Origin of the sequence: Pseudomyxococcus flavus, from assembly GCF_050038885.1 — a bacterium.
In the GTDB taxonomy this organism is placed as follows: Bacteria; Myxococcota; Myxococcia; order Myxococcales; family Myxococcaceae; genus Myxococcus; species Myxococcus flavus.
Map to the genome: position 1 here is coordinate 8,639,128 of NZ_CP143624.1, position 26,215 is coordinate 8,665,342.

The window sequence follows — 26,215 nt, forward strand, 5'->3', positions numbered from 1 at the left end:
CCGCGCGGATCTAGGACTTGTCGCGCCCGCTGTCAAACCACCCTCCCCAAAGTGCAAGGGGAATGATCGGTGAGTCCGTCTCGTTGGCAGGCCGCAAAGCCGCGTCGTGAAAGGAAGACCACATGAGTTGGAGCGGGTGGGTTGCGGGGGTGGTTGCGGGGATGTCCCTGGGCCAGTCCCCCGCGACGCTGGAGGCCGTGCGGCTCCACAAGCCTGACGCGGCGGCCCTGGCGCGCGCCGAGCTGACGGCCTGCATCGAGAAGAAGTGCGAGGACGCGGGCAGGCTGGCGCTGCTGGCGGGAACGCTCGCCCTCTCGGACGGACAGGCCGCCGAGGCCCGGGAGCTGCTGGCCGCCTGGCCCGCCCCGCCGCTGCTGGCGCCCTACCATGCCTTCTACCTGGGCCAGGCCCGCTTCTACGCCGGAGACGCGGAGGGCGCCGCCAAGGACTTCGAGCGGGTGCTGGCGTCGAAACCACCCGCGGAGCTCGCGGCCCGGGCGCGCGCGCGGCTGGGCGAGTCGCTGCTGAAGGCCGGCAAGGCCAAGGACGCGGCGCGCGTGCTGGAGGCCGCCGCCAAGGCGTCTCCCTCGGTGGAGCTGCTCTTCCAGCGCGCCCAGGCGCGAGGCGCCACGGGGAACCGGGCGGGCCAGCGCGCGGACCTGATGACGGTGGCGCTGCGCTTCCCCACACATCCCTACGGCGACGAGGCCATGACCTGGCTGACGGAGGTCAGCGCGCCGCCGGTGAAGCTGGGCTTCACCGAGCGCACCACTCGCGCCGACCGCTTCCTGGATGCGGGCGTGACGAAGCGGGGACTCGACGAGCTCGCGGCGCTGGACGGCGTGAAGCTGGACAAGGCCCAGGCGGCGAAGGTGGCGCTGCTGCGCGCCCGGGCCTTCTTCGCGTTGGGGCAGACGGCGAACGCGGAGAAGGCGCTCGCCCTGGCGCGCAAGGGCCCCGCCGCCGTGGCCGCGCAGGCGGACCTGCTGGTGGCGCGGCGCGCGCTCCGCGCCGACGACAACGACAAGGCCCGCACGCTGATGGCGGCGCTGGACCAGAAGTACCCGTCACAACCGGCGGGTGACGAAGGGGCCTTCTTCGCGGGCTGGCTGGACCTGCAGTCGGGCCGCTTCGCGGACGCGGTGAAGGCCTTCGCTTCCTTCGAAAAGCGCTACCCGCGCTCGCGGCGCCGCGACGAGGGCATGTGGTTCCGCGCGCTGGCGCACCTGCGCCTGGAGGAATACGCGAAGGCGCGCGACGCGCTGGAGTCCTTCCTGGCGGCCTATCCCAGGAGCACCATGGGCCCACAGGCGCGCTACTGGATGGCGCGCAGCCGCGAGCTGGAGGGCGCGAAGGCGGACGCGCTGGGCCCCGCCTACACCGCCGTCATCACCACCGCGCCGGCGTCCTTCTACGCGCTGATGGCGAACGAGCGGCTCAAGGCGCTGGGCTTGAAGGCCCCCGCCCACTTCCCGGCGCCCCCCAAGCAGCTGGAGCTGCCGCGCCCGCCCGAGCTGGAGCTGGCCGTGGAGCTGACGCGCGCGGGCCTGTATCGCGACGCGGCGGACGAGGTGGAGGCGCACGCGGGCCGGCTGCGCTCGGCGGACCAGGCCCTGCCCTTCGTCCACGCCTTGCTGGGACTGGGCGAGTACGGCCACGCCTATACGGTGGCCGCGCGCCACCTGTGGGGCCGGGCCTTTGGCGCGCGGGAGCCGGACGCCCTGGCCGCCTTCTATCCCCGCGCCTACGCCACCGCCGTGGAGGGCGCGGCCGCGAAGCACCAGGTGGACCCGTACCTGGTGTGGGCCATCATGCGGCGCGAGAGCGCCTTCCGGCCGGAGGTGATGAGCGTGGCCGACGCGCGCGGGCTGATGCAGATCATCCCCAGGACGGCGAACGCCATCGCGGAGAAGCTGGCCGAGCCCGTCCCCGCGCCCGCGGACCTCTTCTCGCCCGAGCGCAACATCCGCTACGGCGCCTGGTACCTGGCGCGGCTCATGGACCGCTTCGGCCACCCGGTACTCGCGGCGGCCGCGTACAACGCGGGCCCCAGCTCAGCGGCGAAGTGGGCCCAGGAGCGCGGCTCGCTGCCATTGGACCTCTTCGTGGAGACGATTCCCTTCCGGGAGACGCGCGGCTACGTGAAGCAGGTGGTGGCGGACCTGTTCCTCTACCACGCGTTCTACGGCGACGGCGCGAGCAAGCTCCAGCTCCCGCTGGTGGTCCCCGCCCCCACGAAGGAAGGCGTCACCTTCTAGGCGCGGCCGGCCATGCGGCGCAGGATTTCGGACTCCAGGCCGTGCACCACCTCGGACAGGGGAATGCTGCTGGAGTCCACGTGGATGGCGTCCTCGGCGGCCTTCAGCGGCGCCACGGCGCGCGCGGAGTCATCGCGGTCACGCTTCATCTGGTCCGCGAGCACCTCCTCGAGCGAGCTCTCCACGCCCTTCTGGAACAGCTCCTCGTAGCGACGCCGGGCGCGCACCTCGGGGCTGGCCGCCAGGAAGAACTTGGCGTCCGCGTCCGGGAACACCACGGTGCCAATGTCCCGTCCCTCCAGGATGGCGCCCTTCTGCGACTCCAGCGCCAGCCGCCGCTGGAGCTGCAGCAGCCCCGCGCGGACGACGGGGCGGCTCGACACCTGCGACGCCGCCATGGAGATGTCCGGCGTGCGAATCTCCCCGGACACGTCCTGGCCGCCCAGGAAGACGTGGTTCTCCTCGCCCACCACCTGGAAGTGGATGTGCACGCGGCCCAGCAGCTCGCCCAGGCGCGCGTCGTCGTCGAAGGCGATGCCCTCGCGCTTCGCCATCAACGCCACGCACCGGTAGATGGCGCCGGTGTCCACCAGCGAGAAGCCCAGGCGGCGCGCCAGCAGCTTGGACACCGAGGACTTGCCCGCGCCGGCCGGGCCGTCGATGGCGACGATGAAGGGCCGTGCGCTCACGAGAGGATCTCCTTCAGCGCCTGGACGCACCGCGCGTTCTCCGCGGGCGTGCCCACGGAGATGCGCACGTGGTTCGCGAAGCCCTGCCCCGCGAAGGGCCGGACGATGACGCCCTTGCGCAGCAGCTGCTCGTACAGCGCCACCGCGGGGCGGCCGAAGTCCACGAACACGAAGTTGGCGTGGCTGTGCGTGAGCGTGCCTCCCAGCTTCGGCAGCTGCTCGGCGAAGTAGCGCAGGCCCTCGCGGTTCACCTCGCGCGTGCGGCGCACGTGCTCGGTGTCCTCCAGGGCCGCCATGCCGGCCGCCTGCGCCAGCACCGTCAGATTGAAGGGCATGCGGGTGCGGTGCAGGTACGCCGCCAGCCGCGCGTCCATGATGCCGTAGCCCAGGCGCACGCCCGCCAGGCCGTGAATCTTGCTGAAGGTGCGCAGCGCCACCAGGTTCGGATGCCGCGCGAGGAGCTCCACGGCGCTGGCGTACTCCGGCCACTCGACGAACTCGAAGTAGGCCTCGTCGTGCACCACCAGCACCTCCGCTGGCACCTTCGCCAGGAAGGCCTTCAGCGCCTCGCGGCCGAACGCGGTGCCCGTGGGGTTGTCCGGGTTGGCCAGGAACACCAGGCGCGTGCGCGGGGTGATGGCCTTCGCCATGGCGTCCAGGTCGTACTGGAAGCCCTCGCGCATCGGCACCTCCACGAAGGGCCGCCCATGGGCCTGCGCGGAGATGCGGTACGCGGAGAACGAGCCCTGGCACAGGAGGATTTCGTCCTCCGGCGTGGTGAAGGTGCGGATGAGCAGCTCGATGAGCTCGTTGGAGCCGCTGCCGAGCACCACCTGCTCCGGCTTCACGCCCACGTGCGCGGCCACCTTGCGCACCAGGTGGAAGGACGCCGCGTCCGGGTACAGGTGCGACGCGATGGCCGCCTCGCGCATGGCCTCCACGGCGCGCGGCGAGGGCCCCAGCGGATTCTCGTTCGAGGCCAGCTTGATGACGCCCTTCAGGCCGAACTCGCGCTCGGTCTCTTCAATGGGCTTGCCGGGCACGTACGGCTTGAGGGTCTCGACGTGGGGGGGAACGAGCGGTCGCATGATGGAGCCCTGATACGTGGTTTCAGCGTCCGGAGAACACACCGAGCGCGCGGAACTTCGCGTACCGGTCCGCCACCAGTTCATCGGGCGACAGCTCGGCGAGCTGGCCCAGGTGCTTGCGCAGCGTCTTGCCCAGCGCCTCCGCCATCTTCGCCGGGTCGCGGTGGGCACCACCGGCCGGCTCGGGGATGGCCTCGTCGATGATGTTCATCTCCAGCAGGTCCTTGGCGGTGAGCTTCATCGCGTCCGCGGCCTTGTCCGCCTTGGCGGCGTCGCGGAAGAGGATGGAGGCACAGCCCTCCGGGGAGATGACGGAGTAGACGCTGTTCTGGAGCATCAGCACGCGGTTGCCCACGCCAATGGCCAGCGCGCCGCCGGAGCCGCCCTCGCCCACCACGGTGGAGATGATGGGCACGCGCAGGCGGCTCATGACCTCCAGGTTGACGGCGATGGCCTCGGCCTGCCCGCGCTCCTCGGCGCCGATGCCCGGGTACGCGCCCGGCGTGTCGACGAAGGTGAGGATGGGCTTCTCGAAGCGCTCGGCCAGCTCCATCAGGCGGCGGGCCTTGCGGTAGCCCTCCGGGCGCGGCATGCCGAAGTTGCGCGCCATGTTCTCCTTGGTGTTGCGGCCCTTCTGGTGGCCCATCACCATCACCGGCTTGCCGTCGAAGCGCGCGAAGCCGCCGACGATGGACGGGTCCTCGCCGAAGTGCCGGTCGCCGCACAGCTCGACGAAGTCGGTGAAGAGGTAGTGGACGTAGTCCAGGAAGTACGGGCGGTTCGGATGCCGGGACATCTGCACCACCTGCCACCGCGACAGGTCACTGAAGATCTCCGACTGGAGCTTCTTCGCCTTCTTCTCGAGCTTGGAGATCTCCGACGAGAAGTCCACCGTGCCGCTGGTGGAGAGGACCTTGAGCTCGTCAATCTTCTTTTCCAGCTCGATGAGGGGGCGCTCGAAGTCGAGCACATAGCTGGTACCGGTTGCCATGGCGCGGAACTAGCACCAGGGTATGGCGGCTTTCAACGCGCAAGCGGTTACGCACCCCTCCTGGAAAGCCCATGCACCCGGTCCTGCCCCTGCTCCTCCTGGCCCTCTCGGGCGCCGCCAGCACCCCTGCCGCCCGGGAGCTCAACACCCAGGGTTTCCGGCTGTATCAGGCGGGCCGCTACCCGGAGGCCCTGGAGCGCTTCCAGGCGTCCGCCCGGGAGTCCCCGGGCTACGCGCTGGCCCACTACAACCTGGCCGCCACGCTGGGCGTGCTCCGCAAGCAGGGGCAGGTCTGCGAGTACAGCGCCCACCGGGACGTCATCGTCGAGCACCTCTCGCGAGCGGTGTCGCTGGATGCCCGGCGGCTGACGCGGGCCCGCGAGGACGCGGACTTCGACCCCATCCGGGACACGCTGGGCTGGCAGAAGCTCCAGGGCCGCAGCCCGCAGCGGGAGGCGGACGTGCCCGCGCTCCTGCGCGACGTGTCATGGTTCGGCCCCGGCGTGGGCGTCTACGGCACCACCCAGCGCCTCCGCTTCGCCGCCAGAGGCCGCGTCACCCTGTGGACGAAGGAGGTGGACGCGAACGGCACGCCCCGCGAGAAGCAGACACGCGGGCGCTACTCCGTCAGCGGCCGCCAGGTGACGCTGCGGCTGAACGGCCGCCCTCCCGTGGAGGGCACGCTGACGCAGACGGGCGCGCTCACCTTCCCCGGCTGGGAGACGTTCACCGACTCACCTTCGGAATGCGACGCGTGAGCCCGCCAGGGCCGCCGGGCGTTCCCAGCCGTCAGTCACCGCCTGGCCCGCGCTCGCTTTCAGATAGGGCCCTCACGGCGTACTTGGAACTCATGATGCGCGCCGTCATGGTGCGCGCATGGGGGCAGGCGGGAAGGGACGATTCTTCGGCGTGGACGCTGGGCGGGAGGCGGATGCGGCGGCGGCCCCCTCTTCATCGAGGTGATACCTGGGCGAGCCCGCCGGGCGGCGTGAGGCCCGGCAGGGCGCCCCCCTTCAGGTCAGCACGGCAACCATGGACCAACGCCCCGGTCGCACGAGGCATAGCAGTCCTGGGTCAGGTCGTAGCAATCGGAATACGTCGCCTGGCACTGCTCCGGGCACAGCGGCAGGAACTGGAAGCACTGGTCGTAGCAGGACACCGCGGCCTCGGACACCTCGGCAGCCGGGGCCTGCGGCTCGGCAACGGGTTCGCCACCACAAGCCACCAGCAACAGCGCGGGCAGCGAAGCCAAGAGCGACGGGCGGATGCGCTTCGAGGACATGGGACTCCCGGGAGGACAGCGAGTGGACACGGCACCCGCCAGTCTATCTCCAAGGACTTCCCAGAACCTCAGGCTGCCTTGATTTTCGCGGCTGGCGGCGACAGCGCGTACCACGCGGTGCGGAAGGCCTTCAGCTCGCGCAGGCCCGCGGGGTGACGGCCGAGCGCCGGCGCCATGGTGACGGGCAGGCCCAGCTTCTTCTCGATGGCCTTCGCCGCGTTGAGCTCCAGCTTGCGCCGGTTCTCGCACTTCTCGCAGGTGGACTTGGGGCCCACGCGGTTGACGAGCACCCGCTCCACCGGGAGCTTCTTCTCCTTGAGGTACTCCACCAGCCGCTCCGTGCGGGCCGCCGCCAGCTCCTCGCCACGCGTGACGACGACGAAGCGCGCCTCGCTGGGCGTGGCCAGCGCGTCCTCGAAGCGCTTCACGTGCTTGATCATCGCCGCGAGGTCATCCGCCAGCTCGCCCAGGCCCTTGGCGCGGTGCTTGTTGAACACCGCGTGCAGCGCGCCCAGCCACGTCTTGGCCGTCTCCGCCAGCTCCACCACGCGCACCGACATCACCACCGGCGACGAGTCCACCACGATGCGCTTGAAGCGCTCCTGCACCAGCGCGTCCGTGAGGCACGACAGCGCGGCCAGCTCGTCGATGCCCGGCGGCGCGCACTCCAGCAGGTTGCGCAGGTAGAGCAGATCCGCCGGCACGTCGCTGCCCGAGCGCGGCGCGCCCTCGAAGGCCTTCTCCGCCTTCTCCTTCAGCCGCTTGCGCAGGGCGTTGAACCAGCCGGCGATGTCCAGCTCGCGCGCGTACAGGCCCTTGGTGCCCTTCACCTGCGTCTCGGTGTCCGTCAGGCGGCTCTGCAGCACGTCCGACAGCGAGTGCGACGGATCCGTGGAGATGAGGAGCACCGGCCCCTCCTTCTCCGTCAGCGTCACCGCGGCGGCGGCGGCGCACGAGCTCTTGCCCACGCCCCCCTGCCCCACGAAGAAGATGAGCCGCGTGGGCGGCAGCGGCGGCGCGGCGATGGGCGGCATGGACGGCGCGCGCACCAGCGCCGGAGGCCCCTCGGCCGCGGCGAACTCCAGCGCCTTCGTCTCCTTGCCACCGGCCCACGCCTTGGCGAACAGCGCCAGGCCGTCCAGCCCGCGCGGCGCCACCTCGCGCCGGCCCAGCAGGTGCACCGGCACCGTCTTGTCCAGGGCCTGGAACTTGCGGACGTGGGGCGCCTGGAGGCCGCGGCGCCCCTGGCACGCGGGACAGCCGCCCTTGTCCTCGATCTGGTTGACGACGATCTCCGTCACCGGCAGCCCGCGCTCGCGAAGCTGCGCGAAGAGCATGCGCGTCTGCGCCTCGGGCACTGGCTCCGCCAGGGCCACCAGGTGGAAGGCCGTGCGCGTGGCGTCCTTCAGCAGCGCCAGCAGCTTCTCCGCCTTCTGCCCCACCTGCTCCAGGAAGCCGGGCGCCTCGGCCGCCGCGGCCTTCTTGCCCTTCTTGACCGGCGCCTCCGCCTTGGCCTCCCCGGCCTTCACCAGCCCCAGGAACTTGCGCAGGCCCACCGGCAGGTCGAACAGCCGCAGCGTGTGGCTGGTGGGCGCCGCGTCGACGACGATGCGGTCGAACGACTCGTCCTCCAGCAGGTCCACCACGTGGAAGAGCGCCACCAGCTCCTCCAGGCCCGGCACGGCCTGCTGGAAGAGCTTGCCCATGTCGTCCTCGGACACGTGCGTGCCCTTCGAGGCCGCCTTCGCCAGCGCTGGCAGGTAGGACGCCAGGAAGGGCTTCATCAGCGCCGCCGGCTCCACTTCCATGCCGTACACACCGCCATCCCCCTTGCCGGGGACGAGCTTGGTGGGCTTGGCCGCGAGCTTCTTCTTCACCAGGTCCGACAGGGAGCGGACCGGATCCAACGACACGAGCAGCACCCGTTCCTTGGGCGCCTCCTCCGACAGCCTCAACGCATATGCTGCCGCGAGCGTGGTCTTGCCTACCCCGCCCTTGCCGCCGAAGAAGTGAAGTACTCGCGCGTCGCTCATTGCGTTGTGGCCTTCCTTGTGCCCCCCCAGCGGCACCCGATGCATACTCCTGGACGGCCGATGAAATGGCGCCGGAGCTGCCCGAGGCGTGGACATGTACGGCCGGGCACTCCCTGTGGGTGGGAGACGCCCCGAGAATCCCCCGTCCGGAGGTCAAAAGTCAAGAATTGACGGGGGTTTCGCGGCGGGGTTGCCGCCCAGGCGGCCGTCCCCTCCGAGCCGGGCCAAGAGCCCGGAATCCGGAGGGGATTCCTACCCGTGAGGTCAGCGGATGACGAACGAATTGGCGCCCAGGGCGCCCATCGCGCCGTCGCTTCCCTGCCCCCCCAGCGGGCCACCACCGCCGCCGCTGGGGCCCTGCTGCTGGGCGCGCGCCTCGGCGGCGTAGCGGTTGAGCTTGTTGTAGAGCGTCTTCTCGCTCACCCCCAGGACCTCGGCGGTGCGGGCCTTGTTGTTCCCGTTCCGCTGGAGGCTGCCCAGAATGTACTCCCGCTCCACCGCGTCCAGGCTCAGGCCGAAGGGCAGCCGGAAGGTGTGCCGCTCCGGGCTCTTGCCCGCCATGTCGGGGGGCAGGTGCTCGCGGGTGATGAGCTCGCCGTCGCACAGGATGACGGCGCGCTCCACCGCGTTGCGCAGCTCGCGGATGTTGCCCGGCCAGTCGTAGTTCTTCAGGACCTCCATCGCCTCCGGGTGCACGCCGCTCACGCGCTTGCCGGAGTCGCCGCGGAACTTGTCCACGAAGTGCTGGACCAGGATGGGCACGTCGTCGCGGCGCTCGCGCAGCGGCGGCAGGTGGATCTGGAACACGTTGAGGCGGAAGTACAGGTCCTCGCGGAAGCGGCCGTTCTTGATCTCCTGCTTGAGGTCGCGGTTGGTGGCGCACAGCACGCGCACGTCCACCTCGATCTCCACCTTGCCGCCCAGCCGCCGCAGCTTCCCCTCCTCCAGCACGCGCAGCAGCTTGGCCTGCAGCTCGATGGGAATCTCGCCCAGCTCGTCCAGGAAGAGCGTGCCGCCGTGGGCCATCTCGAACACGCCGGGCCGGCGCTGATCCGCGCCGGTGAAGGCGCCGCGCTCGTGGCCGAACAGCTCCGACTCGATGAGCGTGGCGGGGATGGACGCGCAGTTGATGGCGATGAAGGGCTTGTCGCGGCGCAGGGACAGGTTGTGCACGGCGCGGGACACCACCTCCTTGCCCGTGCCGGACTCGCCGCTGATGGACACGCTGGCCTTGGAGGGCGCCACCTTCTCCACCAGCTCGATGACCTTGCGCATGCTGGCGGACTGGGCAATCAGGTCCGATGAGCCGAGCTGCTTCAGCCGCCGCCGCAGCGTCTGCACCTCGCGCAGGGTCTCCTTCTTCTCCAGCGCCCGGTCGATGCAGACCTTGAGCCGCGCGGTGTCCAGCGGCTTGACGATGAAGTCGTAGGCGCCCTCGCGGATGGACTCCACGGCGGCGTCGATGGTGCCCCGCCCCGTCAGGAAGACCACCGGGCAGTCCGGCAGCTCTTCCTTCAGATTGCGCAACAACCAGAGCCCATCCGTCTCCGGCATGGCCAGGTCCGACAGGACCACGTCCGGCCGGAACTCGTTCGCCTTGCGGAGGGCGTCGTGTCCGTCGAATGCGATCTCGACCTTGTGTCCCCAGGCGCTGAGCATGTCCGCCAGCGCCTCACAGGTGTCGCGTTCGTCATCCACGGCCAGGATTCGTGCGCTGCCCAAGTGAAGACCTCCCGTACTGCGTCGTGACGCGAAGTTGTCGTGACTCGAAATCAGAAGCCGGCCCGGCTGGAAGCCACACTCAGGCGCGGGGGAAGAGCAGGCGGCACACGCCCGCCCGGATGAACAGGTCGACGCCGAGCTGCGAACAGCGCAGCCGCAGGGCCTCCACGGCCTCCGGCAGGGGCTCGGTGCTGGCGCCGCCCGAGTCCTCGATCTCCAGCACGGCGCTCGCCGCCTCCCCGCGCACCGTGACGCGGACCGAGCCGCCGCTCTCCGCGCGGCGGTAGGCGCGCAGCAGCGCCTGGATGAGGAAGAACCCCAGCTCCGACGTGTCGCCGAGGCGGATCTGCACGCCCGCCTCCACCGCCGACTGCACCTGCACGCGGCGCTTGCGGCCCTCGTGCCCCAGCACGCCCAGCGCGCGCGTGGTGGCGTCCGACAGGTCCGCCACGCCGGTGGTGCCCCCGCGGAAAACGAGGAAGTCGCTGAACAGCTTCAGGATGCCGTCCACGCGCTGGATCTGATCGCGCATGGCCTTCAGGTTCTTCTCCTGGGACGCAGGCACCTGCCCCGTCTCCGCCTTCAGCTTCTCCGACAGGACCTCCAGGTGGATGGCCAGCGCGTTGAGCGGATTGCGGACGTCGTGCAGCAGGCTGTCCATCAGCGTGGGGACGGCCAGGTACCGGGCCGCGCCCAGGACGGGCTGCGGCGCGTCCTCCACGGAGGATGCACTATTGGACATTGCTGTCGAGGTAACCAACTGGAACTCCTCAAGTTTTTCCTGATCCACCCCCGCCGCCACCCAACCGGAGCCAAGAGTTAGGGAGCGCTTCCGGCATCGTCAACCCTGGGTCGGTAATTCTTGCCGGAAGTGGCAAATTCCCCATGCGTGGCGCGGACTTGCGTCCGCCCACGAGTGTCCTTCAGGTGACGATTGAGGAGCAGGTGCGGGCCGCGCGGCGGCGCCCTCGAGACACCGCGGCGCGGGGCGATCAGGAACCCGAGGCGGGAGGGCGCGCGCCCTCACCCAGACCCACGAGGTCCAGCTTGAGCCGGGCCGCGTACTCGAAGATGCGCGGGTCCCGGTAGAACTCGCCGAACACGATGCGGACCAGGCCCGCGTTGGCGATCAGCTTGAAGCACGGCCAGCAGGGGCTGGCGGTGGTGTAGATGGTGGCCCCGTCGATACCGACGCCGTTGGTGGCCGCCTGGATGATGGCGTTGGCCTCCGCGTGGACGGTGGCCACGCAGTGTCCATTCTCCATCATGTGGCCCACGTCATCGCAGTGCGGCAGCCCACGGATGGCGCCGTTGTAGCCGGTGGACAGGATGGTCCGCCCCCGGACGATGACGGCGCCCACGTGCTTGCGATCGCACGTGGCGCGCGTGGCCACCTGCTTCGCGATGTCCATGAAGTACTGATCCCACGACACACGTCCGGACATCCCACGCCTCCTTCCCGCCGGATGTACTCCGCTCCCGCGCGGTGTCGAGAAACCAGCCGGGCGCCCGGCCCTACCGCCCGGCGGCGTGCGCGACGCCGCCCTCGGTGGTGGGCTTGCGAGCCAGCAGCCGGCCAAAGCCCTTCGCCTGGAGGAACTGGCGCACCTTCGCGCTGGGTGCGGCGAATGTCTCTCCCGGCATGGGCACGTCGAAGCTGTAGTTCTCCTGCTGCACCTCGAAGTCCACCTTCGCGGTGCGGTAGCCCTCGACGATGGCCAGCAGCCGGCCCGTCGTCAGACTGAAGATGCCCCCGCCCGAGGCGCCATAGCCAATGGGGGCGTCCGTCTTCACCATCTTCGGCCGCTGGGACGCCTTGTCCCATTCGACCTGCGACAGCATGCCGCCGGACAGTGACAGCGCGCGGCCGAACGGCGAGGCGGCCACCACCACGTCCTCGCCCAGCTCCAGCTCCGCGTCATCCGCCAGCTCCACGGCGGGCAGGTCCAGCCCCGGCACGCGCACCAGCGCGAGGTCCAGCTCCGGCACCTGGCCCATGGCCACCACCTCGCCCTGGTGCTCGAACGACTCCGCCCGGCGGTCCACCAGCACGCGCAGCTGCGGGGCCTCCAGGCCATCCATCACCACCGCGTGCGCATTGGTGACCACCCAGGCCACCGGCGCGCCGTTCGCATCCCGCTCGGCGCCCACCACCACGCCCGAGGCCGTGCTCCGCACCCTGCCCTGCGAGGCAATCTGCAGCCGCACGTTGTGCGGAAGGATGCGCTGCACCCGCTCCCGGCGCGTCATGCGCGGGGCCTCGCGCACCGCGAGGACACGCTCGACGACAGGGGCTGCCTGAGGCGCGGGTGTGGTGGCGGCCGGCTGCGAAGGCGCGCTGGCGCACGACACGAGGGCGAACAGGGCGGGAGCGCCCAGGAGGAAGCGGGTCATCGACTCTCCGGTCTGGGGGGAAAAACGGATGCAGCCAGTAGAACTCCCTGGCTGCTCCCATCATCCCGAGCCCTTTCCGGCTTTGAAAGCAGGCGTCCAGGCGGGCCCCGGACGCCTGCCCCGTCACGCGTACCGCTTCTTCATCAAGAAGAGGATGGCGTCCTTGGCGCACGACTCGCAGTAGCCGTAGCGCTCCGACATCGTCTTCAGCGTGCTCTGCACCTGCGCCTGCTCGCGCGCGGTGAGCTGGTTGCGGTCCTCGGAGAGGTACTTGAGGACGTTCTCCTTGTTCTTGCGCAGCACCCGCTTGCGCTCCTCGAAGTAGTGGTCGCGCAGGCGCTTGAACATGTCCGGGAAGATGCGGCCGTAGTCCATGTCCGAGTCCGGGTGGTCCAGCCGGTGCGCGCCGATGGAGGCGATGAGGCCGCGCCGGAAGTCGGCGGCGTCCTCGCCCCGCGGCATGATGATGGCCTCCACCTCCGCCATGCGCTGCTCGTCGGGCGGCTCCATCACCCCGGTGACGCGGTTGCGCATCTTCTCGCCGCGCACCCAGTGGCTGATGGTCTGGATGTAGCGCTCCACCAGCTCGCGGTACTGCCCCTCCGACACCAGCCCCATGGACTCGCGCACCTCCGAGTCCACGCGGTCCAGGTACTCCGTCTCCACCAGCCGGACGAAGGACTCGTGGTCGTGGTAGCCGTCCACCACCTCCTGCAGGAGGAACTCGTAGACGCTCTTGTCCTTGCAGATGGCGAACAGCTCCTCCAGCACGGCCAGCGCGTTGAGGCACTTGTAGTCGGCGTTCTGCGCGGCGTTGAAGAGCGCCGTCTTGATCTCCCGCGCACTGGCGCCCGAGCGCCCCTCGTAGTTGGGGTAGGCGTCGGACTCGGTGAACAGCTCCTCGCGCAGCTTGCGCAGCTCCTTCGTGTTGGCCAGGCTCAGCCGGTCCGGAGGCGCACCCTCCTCGTAGAGGTGCAGCTTCTCCATGGGCGTCACCTGGTCGATGAGCTCCTTCACGTCATTGGGGTAGCGGTCCGGGATGGGCTTCTTGAGGCGCGTGAGCACCGCCCACATCGCCGCCAGCTCCGTGGCGTGGGGCGCCACGTGCTTGCCCACGGTGGTGGAGGTGATCTGCGCGTCGTAGATCTCCTGCTCGGTCCGGTAGCGGCGCAGGTAGGGCACGCGCACCAGCTCGATGCGCCCCTTGAACGACGCGAAGTCCGGCAGCTCCTTGAAGGCCCCCAGGTGCTTCTCGTTCGCGGACGCGATGAGCACCTCGTCGAGCTGGAGCACGAAGGGCTCCAGGGGGACCTCCCCCGTCTCGCTGAAGCCCAGGAGGTACTTGAAGGCCTCCAGCGGCCGCTTGAGCAGGTCCGCGTACTCGATGAGGCCGCGGTTGGCGTGGACCAGGGGGCCATGCGGCTCGAAGAGCACCGTGCTGTGCAGCGGCGCGGGCACGTTGAGCTGCGTGCGGTCCGCGGTGATCTGCTGGACGACGGCGTCCACGCTCATCTGCGGCTCCACCGTCACCGTGCCGACCTGGTAGCGGCGCGACACGTAGAAGCGCTCCACCTGGACATGGCGCATCACCTTCAGCCAGTCCCCACCGTAGGAGTTGAGCAGCGCGGTGTAGATGCGGCGGCACTTGGAGCACAGCTCGCCGTCGCGCACGTAGTCGGACAGGATGAAGTCGCCCGACTCGCCGTCGCCGTTGCCCAGGCCCTTCTTCTTCAGGGCCGTCTCCAGCAGCTTGCGTCGCTCGCCGGGCGGCACGGCGAAGAGCGGGTGGTCCCTCAGCTCGCAGGGCATGCGCAGGTCGATGGACTCCGCGTCCAGGTGCGCGAAGGTGGCCAGCTCGCCACCCTGGGTGTCCCGCTCCCCGAAGCCGATGGAGCCCTTGATGAGCTTCTCCGAGGGGAAGACCCAGGCGATGCGGTAGAGCGCGCCCTGCGGCAGCCGCGAATACGCCTCCATGCCCTCCTTCAGGGCGTTGACCAGGGTGGACTTGGCGCTGCCGTTGGGGCCGTGCAGGAGGATGAGCTTGTTGATGCGGCCGGCGCGCACGAAGTTGCCGAGCAGCCGGTAGATGGCGTTCTGGACCTCCTCCTGGCCCGCCACCCGGTCATCCCGGTCCCCGCCCGGCGCGTCAAACACCTTGAAGCGCCGGATGGTGCCGGTGGGGTGCGGCACCTGCGTGGTCCCGAAGTGGTCCATCACGTCCCGGAGGTACTGGGCCGCGTTGCGCGCCTGGCCCTTCGGGTCGTTGAAGAAGAGGGAGAGGTATTCCTCGAAGGAGAGAATCGACCGGTTCTTGACGAAGTCGGCGTTCACCTGCGCGCCCACTTCCTGCAGATAACCCTTCGCGTCCAAGTTGACTCTCCTGTGTGGTCAGGCTTCCACCAGCAAGTTTTCCGTCCGGGCCACCAATGTCCAGCACCCTGGATGCCATTGTCGGCTGGGGCACGCGCTCCCGGCCACCGGCCGGGCACGCAGGACGCCACGCTCCCCTCCTGGGGAAGCAGGGAGCCCGGCCCATCATTCCCGGGGAGCGGAAAACGTCGCGGTGTGTGAACTCGCGCGGGACGCGCGGGTGCGCTACGGTCTTTCCTTCCTCTGCGGCCTACCCACCCGGAGTCCACACACGATGCACAAGGAGCCCATCATCGGCATCGACCTCGGCACGACCAACTCGTGCGCGGCGATCGTCGAGGACAGCGGGAACGTCAAGCTCATCCCCTACAAGGGCGGCGAGTACACCATCCCCTCGATCTTCGCGATCGACGACAAGGGGAACGAGCTCATCGGCTACGAGGCCAAGCGCCAGTGGCAGCTCAACCCGCGCAACACCGTCTACGGATCCAAGCGGCTGGTGGGCCGGAGCTTCGGCAGCGACGTCGTCGACACGATGAAGAAGGTCGTGGCGTACAACATGCGCCCCGGCAAGAACAGCGACGTCACCCTGGACGTGGGGAAGAAGGAGTTCGCCCTCCAGGAGATCAGCGCCAAGATCCTCGGGAAGATTCGCGAGGTCGCCTCCAACTACCTGAAGATGCCCATCAAGCGGGCGGTGGTGACGGTGCCGGCGTACTTCAACGACCGGCAGCGCCAGTCGGTGAAGGACGCGGGTAAGCTCATCGACCTGGAGGTGGTGCGCATCATCAACGAGCCCACCGCGGCGGCGCTCGCCTACGGCGTGGGCAAGGGGCTGAAGGAGAAGGTCGTCATCTACGACCTGGGCGGCGGCACCTTCGACGTCTCCATCATCGAGATTCGCGACCGCGTCTTCGAGGTGAAGGCCACCGGCGGTGACGTCTTCCTCGGCGGCATCGACTTCGACAACGCCATCATCCACCACGTCCTCAAGGACTTCGCGGCGAAGACGGGCATCGACCTCGCCACGGACCCGGTGGCCATGCAGCGCATCAAGGACCTCGCCGAGCGCACGAAGATCGACCTGTCCGCGCGCGAGGAGGTCCCCTTCAACATCCCCTTCATCACGATGACCTCCCAGGGCCAGCCCCTGAACATCGAGATGAAGTTCACCCGGAAGATGCTGGAGCAGCTCACCAACCAGCTCGTGGACCGCACGCTGCAGATGGTGGCGCGGGTGCTGGTGGACTCCGGGCTGTCCACCAAGGACGTCGACGAGGTCATGCTGGTGGGCGGGCAGACGCGCATGCCCATCGTCCAGGACCGGCTGACCAAGTTCTTCGGCAAGCCGCCCAGCAAGGGCGTCCACCCGGACGAGGCGGTGGCCATTGGAGCCGCGCTCTACGCGCACTCGCTGCAGGACGACACCAACCTGCGCATCCAGCTGCTGGACGTGATTCCCATGGCCATTGGCCTGGAGAAGGCCGGCGGCGCCTTCCACGTCGTCTTCCCGCGCAACGCGGCCATCCCCAACGCGAAGGCCCTGCTGGCCACCACCAGCATGGACAACCAGACCGAGCTCGCCGTGCGCATCTACCAGGGCGACCACGAGCTGGTGGCGCGCAATGACCTGCTGGGCGAGTTCACCTTCTCCGGCATCCAGCCCGGCCGCGCCGGCAGCGCGCAGGTGGAGATCACCTTCGACGTGAACGTGGAAGGCATCCTCACCATGCGCGCCCGCGACCCGGCCTCGGGCCGCGAGATGAAGACCACGGTGCGCGTCACCCAGGCCTGAGTGCCCGCGCTCCGGGTCGTCAGCCCCGCGGGGTGCCCTGGCTCACCGCCGGGGCCTCCGGGGGCATGAAGCGCGTGGAATCCTCCGAGCCCAGGGCGGCGTCGCCCTCGCGGCGCACCAGTTCGAAGAGCCCCTCCTCCACCGGCCGCAGCGCGTAGGGCTCCCGGACCCGCTCCCGGGCGCGCTGACTCACGAGCACCTGCCCCCGCCCGGCCCGGGCCGCCAGCCGCGCCGCGGTGTTCACCACGTCTCCCAGCACCGTGTAGTCCAGCCGGCCGGAGGCCTTGGCGCCCACGCTGCCGGCCACCAGGTCTCCCGAGTCCAGGCCGATGCAGACGCCGTGCGCGTAGGGCGCGCTGTCGCCGCCGCGCGCCGCCAGGGTGTCGAGCTGCCGGCCGATGGCGAGGCACGCCTCCAGGGCCAGGTCCACGTGGCCCGGGCCCCGGAAGACGGCCATCACCGCGTCCCCCATGAACTTGTCCACGGTGCCCCCGCGCGCGAGCAACTCCGGGACAATGGCCTCGAAGTTGGCGTTGAGCCGGCGCAGGGACTCCGGGGGCGCCTGCTGGTGGAGCACCGGCGTGAAGGCATCCACGTCGATGAATACCACCGTGCCGTCCACCCACTCGCCCGCCATGGCGTCCGAGCCCTGGAGCAGCGGGGGAAGGCGCTCCAGCACCCCGCCCGGGACGAACATCCGGAGCAGCCCGTTCTCCTCCGTGTAGCGCACGGTCCGGCGCAGCTCGCGCACGTGCTTCAGCGTCTTGGCGAGCGTGGCCTCCAGGTCCGGGAAGTCGATGGGCTTGGTGATGAAGTCGAACGCGCCCCGGTTCATCGCCGTGCGGATGTTGCTCATGTCACCGTACGCGGAGACGATCACCACCCGGGTCAGCGCGCTGATCTCCCCCACGCGGGACAGGAAGGTCAGCCCATCCATGCGCGGCATGTTGATGTCGCAGAGGACGACCTCGACGTCCGGGTGCTGGCGCAGCTCCTCCAGCGCCTCCTCGCCGTCCGCGGCGAAGAGGAACTGGTAGACGTTGCGGCGGATCTGCTTGCGGAAGCTCTGCTCCATCAGCACCACGACATCGGGCTCGTCGTCGACGACCAGGACCTTCGCCGGGCGCGCCGGCCGCCCCGCCTCCACCGCGTGCGTGAGCGCGGACGCGAGCTCGTGCGCGGACTGGTAGCGGCGTGACGGGTCCACGTCCAGGGCCCGCGCGAAGAAGGCATCCACCTCCGCGCCCAGCTCCGGAGACAGGCTGGACGGCGCCGCGGGCGGCGGCGGCACGTTGCCCAGGCGCATCTGGCGCAGGGACTCCAGGGGGAAGGGGTGCTGGCCCGTCACGGCGCGGTAGGCCACCACCGCCAGCGCCCACAAATCACAGCGGTGGTCCAGCCGCGGCGCCAGGCTCCGGAGTTGCTCGGGGCTCATGTACCGCGGGGTGCCCGCCATCTCCTCTTCGGGATGCGGCCGGGCCGCGCCGCCGGACATCAGCAGGGCCAGGCCGAAGTCCAGCACCTTCACCTGCTCGCCGCGCTCGGTCCGCGCGAGGAAGAGGTTGGCGGGCTTGAGGTCGCGGTGGAGGACGCCCGCGGCGTGGGCGGACGTGAGCGCGCGAGCCGTCTGCGTCACCAGCCGCTCCACCATGGCCAGCGACAGCCGGCCCCGGCGATTCAGCAGGGCCTCCAGGTCCTCGCCCACCAGCCACTCCATGACGATGTAGGGCGTCTGTCCGGAGAGGTCACAGTCGTGGACCTGGATGACGTGGGGATTCTGGAGGCGGGCAATGGCCTGGGCCTCCCATTCGAACTGCTGGCGCGCCAGGGGCGCCGGCGCGCAGTGGGACGCCATCAGCTTGATGGCCACCCGCCGCTGGAGCTTCGGGTCCAGGGCCACCCAGATGGTGCCCATGCCTCCGCCGGCGAGCCGGCGCTCCAGGACGTACCGGTCGCCCACTGTCTGCTGCTCGGAGTGTGTGTCTTCAGCCATGGTGAGGGCCTCGGGTGAAACACCCGGGAGCAGCGGCCAGTGTCTCACAGCGGCTCTCCTCGGGGTACTGGGCGTGGGCGGCCTCGCCCAGCCGCCTGCCGGGGCGCCAGGCACGGCACGCACCGGCACGCATGGTACGGTCCGGCGCCCTCAACCTCGACACGGTGTGCACTCGCCCAGCCCGTGGAGGCGTCATGCCTGACACTGATACCGCTCCGATACATCAAGACCGCGCGCGTCCCCTGCCCCCCTCCTCCAACACCGAGCCGGAGGGACGGGCGCTGCCCGGGCTGGAGGTCCCACCAGGGCTCCGGCCAGGCATGCCTCGCAACGCGATGTCCAGCAGCGCCGTCGAGTACGTGGATGAGCCGCTGCAGGTCCTCGCCGGGACGCTGCCGGAAGACTTGCAGGGCCACGTCTACGTCGCCGGGCCCAGCGTGCACGCGGGCGCGCCCGCCCTGGCGTCGGACGGCCTCGTGCTGCGGCTGGACTTCGAGGTGGGGCGCGCGAAGTTCACCTCCGCCATCATGCGGACGCCGTCGTACTACGCGCGGCAGCAGGTCGACGCGGGAGCGACGGCGCGAGGCCCGGTGACGCGGCTGCTCAACCGCTTCCGCGAGACGACGCTGGCGGACGTGTCGCTCACGCTGGGGCCGCAGGAGACGCCCAACACGGCGCCCTTCCTCGTGGAGGGCGAGCGGATGCTGCTGGTGACGACGGACGCGGGGCGCCCCTGGGCCATCCACCCGAAGACGCTGAAGGCGTACACCCCCCTGGGCTACCTGCGCGAGTGGAAGCGCGCCCTCCCCGTGCCCTGGGCCTTCCCCCTGCTGCAGAGCACCGCGCACCCGGCCTTCGACCCCGAGGTCCTCCCGGCGCGCGCCGCCGAGCAGCCCCAGCGGCCCCGGCTCTTCTTCACCAACCACGCGCCGAAGTGGCCGCTGGGCTCCGGCTACACGCAATTGGTGAGCTGGGACACCCGGGAGAACCGGCTGCATCACTGGGCGCTGATGGACGCGGCCACGGGCGAGCCCGTGGTGGCGGCCTCGCTGCACCAGATCGCGGCCACGCGGGACTACGTGGTGCTGCTGGACGCCAACTTCCCCATCAACTTCTGGCAGATCGCCGCTCAGGCGGCGGTGCCCTTCATGCCTCGCGTTCAGCGAGCGGTGGAGTGGCTGACGGCGCAGCCCTCCGCGCCGCAGGCGGTGTTCTGGGTGGTGCGGCGCGCGGACCTGCAGACCTCGCCCGGCACACTGGACCCGGAGAACCCGCCCCTCGTCCCCGCGTACCGCTTCCAGTCCGGCGGCGGCGGCCTGCACTTCGCCGCGCTCTACGAGAACGAGGACGACGTCATCACGCTCGTCGCGGGCCATTCGCCCACCGAGGACCTGTCCCACACGCTGGAGCCGGGCGAGCTGCTCATCAACGGCAACCGCGTCCAGGACTGGCAGGTAGGCATGCCCACCGCGGTGCCCGTCACGCGCAGCTCGCTGGGCGTGCACCGCATCGACATGAAGCGGCTGCGCATCGAGTCCAGGCTGTACTCGCATGACGACTTCACCTGGGGCCTGACGGTCTTCTCCAACACGGGCCTGGTGAACGGCGAGCTGGAGGCGCACCTCCGACTCGCCGGTCACGTGGTGAACGCGGCCGTGCCGCCGCGCGAGCTGGCGCTGTACTTCAACTCGGACGGCTTCACCGCGGACATGATTCCGGAGCGGCTCTACCAGCTCTACAAGCCCGTCGTCGGCGACAAGAGCGCCCTGCCCATCCGCGACGGGCGCGCGGCCAGCTTCTTCAAGTTCTTCGTCCACTCGGGCCGCTTCGAGGGCTACGTGCTGCCCACCGGCTGGTTCGGCTTCGCGCCCCAGTTCGTGCCCAGCGCGAAGTTCCCCGCCGTGCCCCAGTGGAAGGGCTACGTGGTGGCGCTCGTCGTCTCCGACCCGACGCCGGACCTCCCTCCTGGCTCCACGGGGGACGAGGTGTGGATCTTCGACTCGGAGGACCTGGCCAAGGGCCCCATCTGCCGGCTGGGCAGCCGCAACTTCGACGTGGGCATGACGCTGCACACCACGTTCCTGCCGGCGGGCCTCCCCGACATCCTGGACGGCCGGATTCCTGATCCTGGCACCCCCTATTGCGTGGACGTGCGGCAGGACCTCGACATGGACGCCATCGAGCGGACCTACCTCGAGTGGCCCGAGACGCTGCTTCCCCGGGTGCCACGCGCGCTGTTCCTGCCGTGGCGACTGGGAGTGAAGTGGGCGCTGAACTTCCCCAAGCTGCGCCAGGTCCTCACCCAGGACGTGTATCCACACTTCCCGCGCAGGTGACCGTGTTTGGGATTGCAGGGTGTGAGACACCCCAGGTCTGAAACACCCCTCAATCCCAACTCACCTGCGGGCCCGTCCGGTTTGACAGGATTTAAATTGACATATTGAAACTTTATTTTATCCGCGCTATGGCTGCGTTCGGTTGCTGACACTCCCACGAGTGGGCGGGTCTGGCCGAGCGGAGACATGCCCGCGCGTCCAGAACGGCGTGGGTGCAGGCCTGTCCTCCCGCCGTTCGACGCGGATACGCATGACCTCCTACATGATGTGCTGTTTCATGGATGCCCCCGGCCCGGGGCACCGACTCCGGCAGGCGTGTGTCCGCCCGCGGGAGCAGGTGCCATGAGCGCCGGCATGGGAGGGCCGCCGCCCGGGCTGAGCGCGGAGTGGCAACAAGTCCTGGCCATCTTCGCGGACGAGGCGGAGGAGCTGCTCTCCTCGATGGAGGAGACGCTCATCGCCCTGGAGGCGCGTCCCGACGATGAGCGACTTCGCGCGCTCTTCCGGCTCGCACACAACCTCAAGGGCAGCGGGAGCTCGCTGGGTTTCCAGGCGCTGACGGACTACGTCCACGGTGTCGAGGACCTCATCCAGGCGCTGCTCGACCAGCGGCTCACGGTGGGTGAGCCGTGGATTTCCCTGCTGTTGAGCGCGGTGGACCACCTGCGCGAGCTGACGCGCGCCGCGCTGGCGGGCGTGGACCAGCTGGGCCCCGCGCACCAGGCGCAGCTCGACCGGCTGCGCGAGGGCGGCGCCACCGGCAAGTCCGCGGGTGGCGCGACATCAAATCCCGTGGCCGTTCCGTTGGACGATGGGTCCCTGCGGGTGGAGACGCGTGTGGCGTCCCGAGGACGCTCGCTGCGGATGGATGTCGAACGGCTGGATCGCATCGTCACCCTCACCGCGGAGCTGTCCATTGCGCGGGGCCGGATGACGCAATTCCTCGTGGAAGCGGAGGCCTCCGGCGCGAGCTGGGACGAGGCGCTCACCCAGCAACGGGAGATGGACCCACTCTTCCAGGAGCTCCAGGAAGAGGTGATGCGGGTGCGCATGGTGCCCGTGGGCCCGCTGTTCCGGCAGCACCTGCGGACGGTGCGTGACCTCGCGAGGGCCCAGGACAAGCTGGCGCTGCTGGAGCTGGAGGGCGAGGACGTGACGATGGACACGGCCGTGCTGGAAGCCCTGCGCGACCCGCTGCTCCACCTCCTGCGCAACGCGCTGGACCACGGCATCGAGACCCCGGCGGAACGCCAGGCAGCGGGCAAGGACGCCTGCGGACGCCTCCGCCTGCGCGCCTTCCATGACGCGGGCAGCGTCGTCGTCGAGCTGTCCGACGACGGCCGGGGCATCCAGCGCGAGCGGGTGAAGGACCGCGCCAGGGAGCGGGGGCTGGTGTCCGCGCCGGAGCGGCTGCGCGACGAGGAGGTGGACCGGCTCATCTTCGAGCCCGGCTTCTCCACCGCGAAGACGGTGACGGAGCTGTCCGGCCGCGGCGTGGGCATGGACGTGGTCCGGCGTGACGTGGAGGCCCTGCGCGGCACGGTGGCCGTGCGGAGCCAGGAGGGCGAGGGCACCACGATGACGCTGCGCCTGCCGCTCACGCTCGCCGTCATCCAGGGCTTCGCCATGGGCGTGGGGGACCAGGTGTACGTGGCGCCCATCGAGATGGTGCAGGAGTGCCTGGAGCTGCCCGCCTCGCAACGGACGAGCGACGAGTCCGGCATGCTGTCCCTGCGAGGACAGCCCCTGCCCTACTTGCGCCTTCGCACCGTCTTCGGCGTGGGCGGCTCGCTGCCGGCGCGGGAGAACGTCGTCGTGCTCCGCCACCCGGACGGCGTCGTGGGGCTGGCGGTGGACGCACTCCTTGGAGATGGCCAGCGCGTCATCCGGCCCCTGGGCCGACTGTTCCAGGACGCCCCGGGCATCTCCGGGTCGACGATCCTGGGTGATGGCCGCGTGGGCCTCATCCTCGACACCCCCGCGCTGGTTCGCCGGGCCATTCGCCGGGCCGCCGAAACCTCGCATTCCGCACCCGCCGAATCAGCGTTCACGGACGAGGCCGTCGCCCGGCCGCAGCCATCCTGAAGCACGGAGCCGTCATTCATGTTCGAAAACCTGAGCATCACCCGCAAGCTGCTGCTGGCGTTCACCTTCATGGTGGCCATCCTCATCGCCATCGTGCTGGCCACGTACACGACGCTGGACCGCACCGCGGCGGCGGACCTGGAGAACAAGCAGAGCACCGAGGTGCTCCTGGCCGTCCGCACGCTGGAAGGCGACCTCGCGGACCTGGAGACGGGCCAGCGCGGCTTCCTCATCACCGGTGACGAGCGCTTCCTGGAGCCCTACACGTCCGCGCGCGTCAGCTTCGGGCAGAACCTCAACCGCATCCGCGAGCTGACCACGGACAGCCCGCAGCAGCAGGAGCGGATTCAGGAAATCCGGGATCTGCTCCAGCAGTGGCTGAGCCAGCACCTCGAGGCCACCATCAGCCAGCGTCGTGAAGTCAAGGCCGGCCGGGCGGACTTGAACGCCCTCTTCGACGTGGAGAGAGGGGCGCGCGGCAAGGAATTCGCCGACCGGTTGCGCACGCTCTTCTCCGAGGTCGCGAACGAGGAGACCACGCTCCAGGCGAAGCGCACCGAGGAGGTCAACAAGCTGGTCGCGCTGCTGTACGACACCCTCGTCTTCGGTGGTGCCCTGGGCGTGACGCTGGCGGGCCTGCTGTCCTTCTTCCTCACGCGCAGCATCGTCCGGCCGCTGACCGAGGCCGTGCAGGTCACGGAGCAGGTGACGAGCGGAGACCTCACCGCGAACGTCACCATCCGTGGCAAGGACGAGACGGGACAGATGATGACGGGCATGCGGGAGATGATCCACCGCCTGTCGGGCGTCATCAGCGAGGTCCGGGGCGCGGCGGGCGCGCTGTCCTCCGCCTCCACCCAGGTGGCCGCCGCCTCGCAGGGGCTGTCCCAGGGCACCAGCACGCAGGCGGCCTCGGTGGAGGAGACCACCGCGAGCCTGGAGCAGCTCAACGTCACCATCAGCCAGAACGCGGAGAACAGCCGCGAGATGGAGCAGATGGCGCTCAAGGGCGCCCGCGATGCCGAGGAGAGCGGCCGTGCGGTGAAGGAGACGGTGGAAGCGATGAACGCCATCGCGGAGCGCATCTCCATCATCGAGGAGATTGCCTACCAGACGAACCTGCTGGCGCTGAACGCCGCGGTGGAGGCCGCGCGCGCCGGTGAGCACGGCCGGGGCTTCTCGGTGGTGGCCACCGAGGTGCGCAAGCTGGCCGAGCGCAGCCAGAAGTCCGCGAAGGAGATTGGCGCGATGGCCACCACGAGCGTCCGGGTCGCGGAGCGCAGCGGGCAGCTCTTGACGGAGCTGGTGCCCGCCATCCGCCGGACGGCGGAGCTGGTGCAGCAGGTGACGTCGGTGTCGAAGGAGCAGGCCATCGGCGTGTCGCAGATGAGCCGCGCGATGGTGCAGGTGGACCAGGTCACGCAGCGCAATGCGTCCGCGGCCGAGGAGCTGTCCTCCACGGCCGAGGAGATGGCGACGCAGGCCGAGTCCCTCCTGCAGATGATGACCTTCTTCCGCCTGGCGGATGGGTCGGGGTACACGGGCCGCGGCGCGCCGATGCCGAAGTCCCCTGCCCCGCGGCTGCCTTCGTCGCCAGCGAAGGGCCTGTTCGCGGCGGCGCAGGGGCCCGTCCCGTCCGCGCCCCCGGCTTCGTCGAACCAGGACTTCCAGCGCTTCTAGGCGGCGACTCCCATGTCCATGAGCGACTCATACGCCAAGGCCACTCGCTCCAACTACCTGAGCTTCATGCTCGCGGGTGAGGAGTACGGCGTCGGCATCCTGCGGGTGCGGGAGATCATCGAGCACCGCCCCATCACCCGGGTCCCAGGCATGCCCGCCGCCGTGCAGGGCGTCATCAACCTGCGAGGCAGCGTGGTGCCCGTGGTGGACCTGGCGGTGAAGTTCGGGCTGCCGCCGCGCCCCATCACCCGGTGGACCTGCTTCGTCATCGTCGAGGTCGCGCTCGACGGGCAGCAGACCGCCATTGGCCTGCTGACGGACTCCGTGAGCGAGGTGCTGGAGCTGGGTCCTGAGGACATCGAGGTGCCGCCCGCCTTCGGCACGCGCGTGCGGCTGGACTTCCTGCTCGGCATGGGGCGGCACGATGACAAGTTCATCATGTTGCTCGACCTGGACCGGCTGCTGTCCGTGTCGGAGCTGCTCAGCTTGATGTCCGCGACGTCCGAAGAGGCGCAGGCCTCCGAGCCCGCGGTCCCCGCGGCGCCGCCCCCGGAGCCCGACAGCGCCCCGGATGAAGCGCCGCCCGGAAACGGCTGACGCGGGATGACGTCCATGCCGCACCTTCCCACCGCGCCCCCGGTCCTCACGGCCCGGGAGCTCGCCCTGTTCCAGGCCCTGGTGGAGCGCGAGGCGGGAATCCACCTGTCGCAGGCGAAGGATGCCCTGGTGGCCAACCGGCTCGCGCGACGGCTGCGCGAGCTGGGGTTGACGTCCTACGGGGCGTACTACGCCTACGTCACCGAGCGCGGGCACGAGGCGGAGAAGGTGCGGATGCTGGACAGCCTCTGCACGCACGAGACGTCGTTCTTCCGCGAGCCGCAGCACTTCACGCTGCTGCGCGAGCGGATCTTCCCCGAGTGGATGGCTCAGGCCAACGCGGGCCGGAGGGCCCGGAGCATCCGCGTGTGGAGCGCGGCGTGCTCCACGGGGGAGGAGCCCTACTCCCTCGCCATGAGCCTCTTGGAGGCGTTTCCACGAGGCTCGGGGTGGAACCTGGAGGTCCTGGCCACGGACCTGTCCACGTGGGCGCTGGAGCGCACGCAGGAGGGCTTGTGGAGCCTGGACCGTGCGGACACGATTCCGCAGCACCTGCTCAAGGCCTTCATGCTCAAGGGCGTGCGGAGCCAGGAAGGGATGATGAAGGCCGGGCCGGAGCTGCGGGCCATCATGCGCTACGGCCGCGTCAACCTGAACGCGCCGGGCGAGTGGCCCGCGGGACCCTTCGACCTCATCTTCTGCCGGAACGTCCTCATCTACTTCGGCGCGGAGGCGCGGAACCGCGTGATTCGCGGGATGCTGCAGCGGCTCGCGCCCACCGGGTACTTCTTCCTGGGCCACGCGGAGAGCCTGATTGGTATCGACGTGGATGTCCGCACCGTGAGCGCGAACGTGTACACGCCGCGCTCCGGGGCCGCGGACCCTCGGTACTGACGGCACGA

Annotated in this window: 19 protein-coding genes; 8 read left to right on the forward strand and 11 right to left on the reverse strand. The window is 69.9% G+C overall.

Features of this window, described 5'->3' with window-relative positions:
* Positions 1-122: 122 nt before the first annotated feature.
* Complete coding sequence (locus VZL07_RS35835; protein WP_426752438.1) at positions 123-2,258, forward strand: transglycosylase SLT domain-containing protein; 2,136 nt, start codon at positions 123-125, stop codon at positions 2,256-2,258.
* On the opposite strand, the gene cmk is transcribed toward VZL07_RS35835, so the two are convergent.
* From cmk to VZL07_RS35850, 3 genes are read right to left on the reverse strand one after another with little or no spacing between them, the layout of a single operon-like run.
* On the reverse strand, positions 2,255-2,947 hold the full coding sequence (gene cmk, locus VZL07_RS35840; RefSeq protein WP_426752439.1) for a (d)CMP kinase: 693 nt from the start codon (positions 2,945-2,947) through the stop codon (positions 2,255-2,257). The genes VZL07_RS35835 and cmk overlap by 4 nt on opposite strands.
* On the reverse strand, positions 2,944-4,035 hold the full coding sequence (gene hisC, locus VZL07_RS35845) for a histidinol-phosphate transaminase (protein WP_426752440.1): 1,092 nt from the start codon (positions 4,033-4,035) through the stop codon (positions 2,944-2,946). Before hisC ends, cmk begins: the two co-directional genes overlap by 4 nt.
* Before the next feature lie 22 nt (positions 4,036-4,057).
* Positions 4,058-5,026: an acetyl-CoA carboxylase carboxyltransferase subunit alpha gene (locus VZL07_RS35850; RefSeq protein ID WP_426752441.1), complete on the reverse strand. Its 969-nt coding sequence runs from the start codon at positions 5,024-5,026 to the stop codon at positions 4,058-4,060.
* 71 nt (positions 5,027-5,097) lie between these two features.
* Here VZL07_RS35850 and VZL07_RS35855 point away from each other — a divergent pair, with 71 nt between their 5' ends.
* On the forward strand, positions 5,098-5,784 hold the full coding sequence (locus VZL07_RS35855) for a hypothetical protein (RefSeq protein ID WP_426752442.1): 687 nt from the start codon (positions 5,098-5,100) through the stop codon (positions 5,782-5,784).
* A gap of 260 nt (positions 5,785-6,044) precedes the next feature.
* Here VZL07_RS35855 and VZL07_RS35860 read toward each other — a convergent pair whose 3' ends face one another.
* The 7 genes from VZL07_RS35860 to VZL07_RS35890 form a co-directional block, all read right to left on the reverse strand.
* Positions 6,045-6,308, reverse strand: a complete 264-nt coding sequence (locus VZL07_RS35860; protein ID WP_426752443.1) for a hypothetical protein — start codon at positions 6,306-6,308, stop codon at positions 6,045-6,047.
* A 68-nt stretch (positions 6,309-6,376) separates the two neighbouring features.
* Positions 6,377-8,341 (reverse strand): ArsA family ATPase, encoded by a 1,965-nt coding sequence (locus VZL07_RS35865; protein WP_426752444.1) that lies wholly within the window; start codon positions 8,339-8,341, stop codon positions 6,377-6,379.
* A gap of 264 nt (positions 8,342-8,605) precedes the next feature.
* The gene (gene nla6, locus VZL07_RS35870) at positions 8,606-10,063 is read right to left on the reverse strand and encodes an enhancer binding protein Nla6 (RefSeq protein ID WP_426752445.1); all 1,458 of its coding nucleotides are present in this window, start codon (positions 10,061-10,063) and stop codon (positions 8,606-8,608) included.
* Between the two features lie 79 nt (positions 10,064-10,142).
* Positions 10,143-10,805 carry a sensor histidine kinase gene (locus tag VZL07_RS35875; RefSeq protein ID WP_426752446.1) on the reverse strand — a complete coding sequence of 221 codons (663 nt, stop codon included), beginning with the start codon at positions 10,803-10,805 and terminating at the stop codon, positions 10,143-10,145.
* Positions 10,806-11,055: 250 nt separating this feature from the next.
* Positions 11,056-11,508 (reverse strand): deoxycytidylate deaminase, encoded by a 453-nt coding sequence (locus VZL07_RS35880; RefSeq protein WP_426752447.1) that lies wholly within the window; start codon positions 11,506-11,508, stop codon positions 11,056-11,058.
* A 70-nt stretch (positions 11,509-11,578) separates the two neighbouring features.
* A complete protein-coding gene (locus VZL07_RS35885; RefSeq protein ID WP_426752448.1) occupies positions 11,579-12,457 on the reverse strand; it encodes a S1 family peptidase in 879 nt (292 codons plus the stop codon).
* 123 nt (positions 12,458-12,580) lie between these two features.
* The gene (locus tag VZL07_RS35890) at positions 12,581-14,827 is read right to left on the reverse strand and encodes a PrkA family serine protein kinase (protein WP_426752449.1); all 2,247 of its coding nucleotides are present in this window, start codon (positions 14,825-14,827) and stop codon (positions 12,581-12,583) included.
* A 274-nt stretch (positions 14,828-15,101) separates the two neighbouring features.
* Here VZL07_RS35890 and VZL07_RS35895 point away from each other — a divergent pair, with 274 nt between their 5' ends.
* On the forward strand, positions 15,102-16,622 hold the full coding sequence (locus tag VZL07_RS35895; RefSeq protein ID WP_426752450.1) for an Hsp70 family protein: 1,521 nt from the start codon (positions 15,102-15,104) through the stop codon (positions 16,620-16,622).
* A gap of 19 nt (positions 16,623-16,641) precedes the next feature.
* Here the strand turns inward: VZL07_RS35895 and VZL07_RS35900 are convergent, their stop codons facing one another.
* Positions 16,642-18,615 (reverse strand): protein kinase domain-containing protein, encoded by a 1,974-nt coding sequence (locus VZL07_RS35900; protein ID WP_426752451.1) that lies wholly within the window; start codon positions 18,613-18,615, stop codon positions 16,642-16,644.
* Positions 18,616-18,809: 194 nt separating this feature from the next.
* Here VZL07_RS35900 and VZL07_RS35905 point away from each other — a divergent pair, with 194 nt between their 5' ends.
* From VZL07_RS35905 to VZL07_RS35925, 5 genes are all read left to right on the forward strand, one after another.
* The gene (locus tag VZL07_RS35905) at positions 18,810-20,951 is read left to right on the forward strand and encodes a carotenoid oxygenase family protein (protein WP_426752452.1); all 2,142 of its coding nucleotides are present in this window, start codon (positions 18,810-18,812) and stop codon (positions 20,949-20,951) included.
* A gap of 342 nt (positions 20,952-21,293) precedes the next feature.
* Positions 21,294-23,036, forward strand: coding sequence for a chemotaxis protein CheA (locus VZL07_RS35910; protein ID WP_426752453.1), 1,743 nt, complete (start codon positions 21,294-21,296; stop codon positions 23,034-23,036).
* Positions 23,037-23,054: 18 nt separating this feature from the next.
* Positions 23,055-24,716 (forward strand): methyl-accepting chemotaxis protein, encoded by a 1,662-nt coding sequence (locus VZL07_RS35915; protein ID WP_426752454.1) that lies wholly within the window; start codon positions 23,055-23,057, stop codon positions 24,714-24,716.
* Positions 24,717-24,734: 18 nt separating this feature from the next.
* On the forward strand, positions 24,735-25,313 hold the full coding sequence (locus tag VZL07_RS35920) for a chemotaxis protein CheW (protein ID WP_426752455.1): 579 nt from the start codon (positions 24,735-24,737) through the stop codon (positions 25,311-25,313).
* Between the two features lie 15 nt (positions 25,314-25,328).
* Positions 25,329-26,207: a CheR family methyltransferase gene (locus VZL07_RS35925; RefSeq protein WP_426752456.1), complete on the forward strand. Its 879-nt coding sequence runs from the start codon at positions 25,329-25,331 to the stop codon at positions 26,205-26,207.
* Positions 26,208-26,215: the final 8 nt, after the last annotated feature.

What these genes read in the sequence shown, in the direction of transcription:
- VZL07_RS35915 (WP_426752454.1), top strand. Translation starts at nt 23,055, where the DNA reads ATGTTCGAAAACCTGAGCATCACCCGCAAGCTGCTGCTGGCGTTCACC.
- VZL07_RS35850 (WP_426752441.1), bottom strand. Translation starts at nt 5,026, where the DNA reads ATGGCAACCGGTACCAGCTATGTGCTCGACTTCGAGCGCCCCCTCATC.
- VZL07_RS35905 (WP_426752452.1), top strand. Translation starts at nt 18,810, where the DNA reads ATGCCTGACACTGATACCGCTCCGATACATCAAGACCGCGCGCGTCCC.
- VZL07_RS35875 (WP_426752446.1), bottom strand. Translation starts at nt 10,805, where the DNA reads ATGTCCAATAGTGCATCCTCCGTGGAGGACGCGCCGCAGCCCGTCCTG.
- VZL07_RS35925 (WP_426752456.1), top strand. Translation starts at nt 25,329, where the DNA reads ATGCCGCACCTTCCCACCGCGCCCCCGGTCCTCACGGCCCGGGAGCTC.
- VZL07_RS35835 (WP_426752438.1), top strand. Translation starts at nt 123, where the DNA reads ATGAGTTGGAGCGGGTGGGTTGCGGGGGTGGTTGCGGGGATGTCCCTG.
- hisC (WP_426752440.1), bottom strand. Translation starts at nt 4,035, where the DNA reads ATGCGACCGCTCGTTCCCCCCCACGTCGAGACCCTCAAGCCGTACGTG.
- VZL07_RS35885 (WP_426752448.1), bottom strand. Translation starts at nt 12,457, where the DNA reads ATGACCCGCTTCCTCCTGGGCGCTCCCGCCCTGTTCGCCCTCGTGTCG.
- VZL07_RS35895 (WP_426752450.1), top strand. Translation starts at nt 15,102, where the DNA reads ATGCACAAGGAGCCCATCATCGGCATCGACCTCGGCACGACCAACTCG.
- VZL07_RS35855 (WP_426752442.1), top strand. Translation starts at nt 5,098, where the DNA reads ATGCACCCGGTCCTGCCCCTGCTCCTCCTGGCCCTCTCGGGCGCCGCC.
- VZL07_RS35900 (WP_426752451.1), bottom strand. Translation starts at nt 18,615, where the DNA reads ATGGCTGAAGACACACACTCCGAGCAGCAGACAGTGGGCGACCGGTAC.
- VZL07_RS35920 (WP_426752455.1), top strand. Translation starts at nt 24,735, where the DNA reads ATGAGCGACTCATACGCCAAGGCCACTCGCTCCAACTACCTGAGCTTC.
- VZL07_RS35865 (WP_426752444.1), bottom strand. Translation starts at nt 8,341, where the DNA reads ATGAGCGACGCGCGAGTACTTCACTTCTTCGGCGGCAAGGGCGGGGTA.
- VZL07_RS35910 (WP_426752453.1), top strand. Translation starts at nt 21,294, where the DNA reads ATGAGCGCCGGCATGGGAGGGCCGCCGCCCGGGCTGAGCGCGGAGTGG.
- VZL07_RS35880 (WP_426752447.1), bottom strand. Translation starts at nt 11,508, where the DNA reads ATGTCCGGACGTGTGTCGTGGGATCAGTACTTCATGGACATCGCGAAG.
- VZL07_RS35860 (WP_426752443.1), bottom strand. Translation starts at nt 6,308, where the DNA reads ATGTCCTCGAAGCGCATCCGCCCGTCGCTCTTGGCTTCGCTGCCCGCG.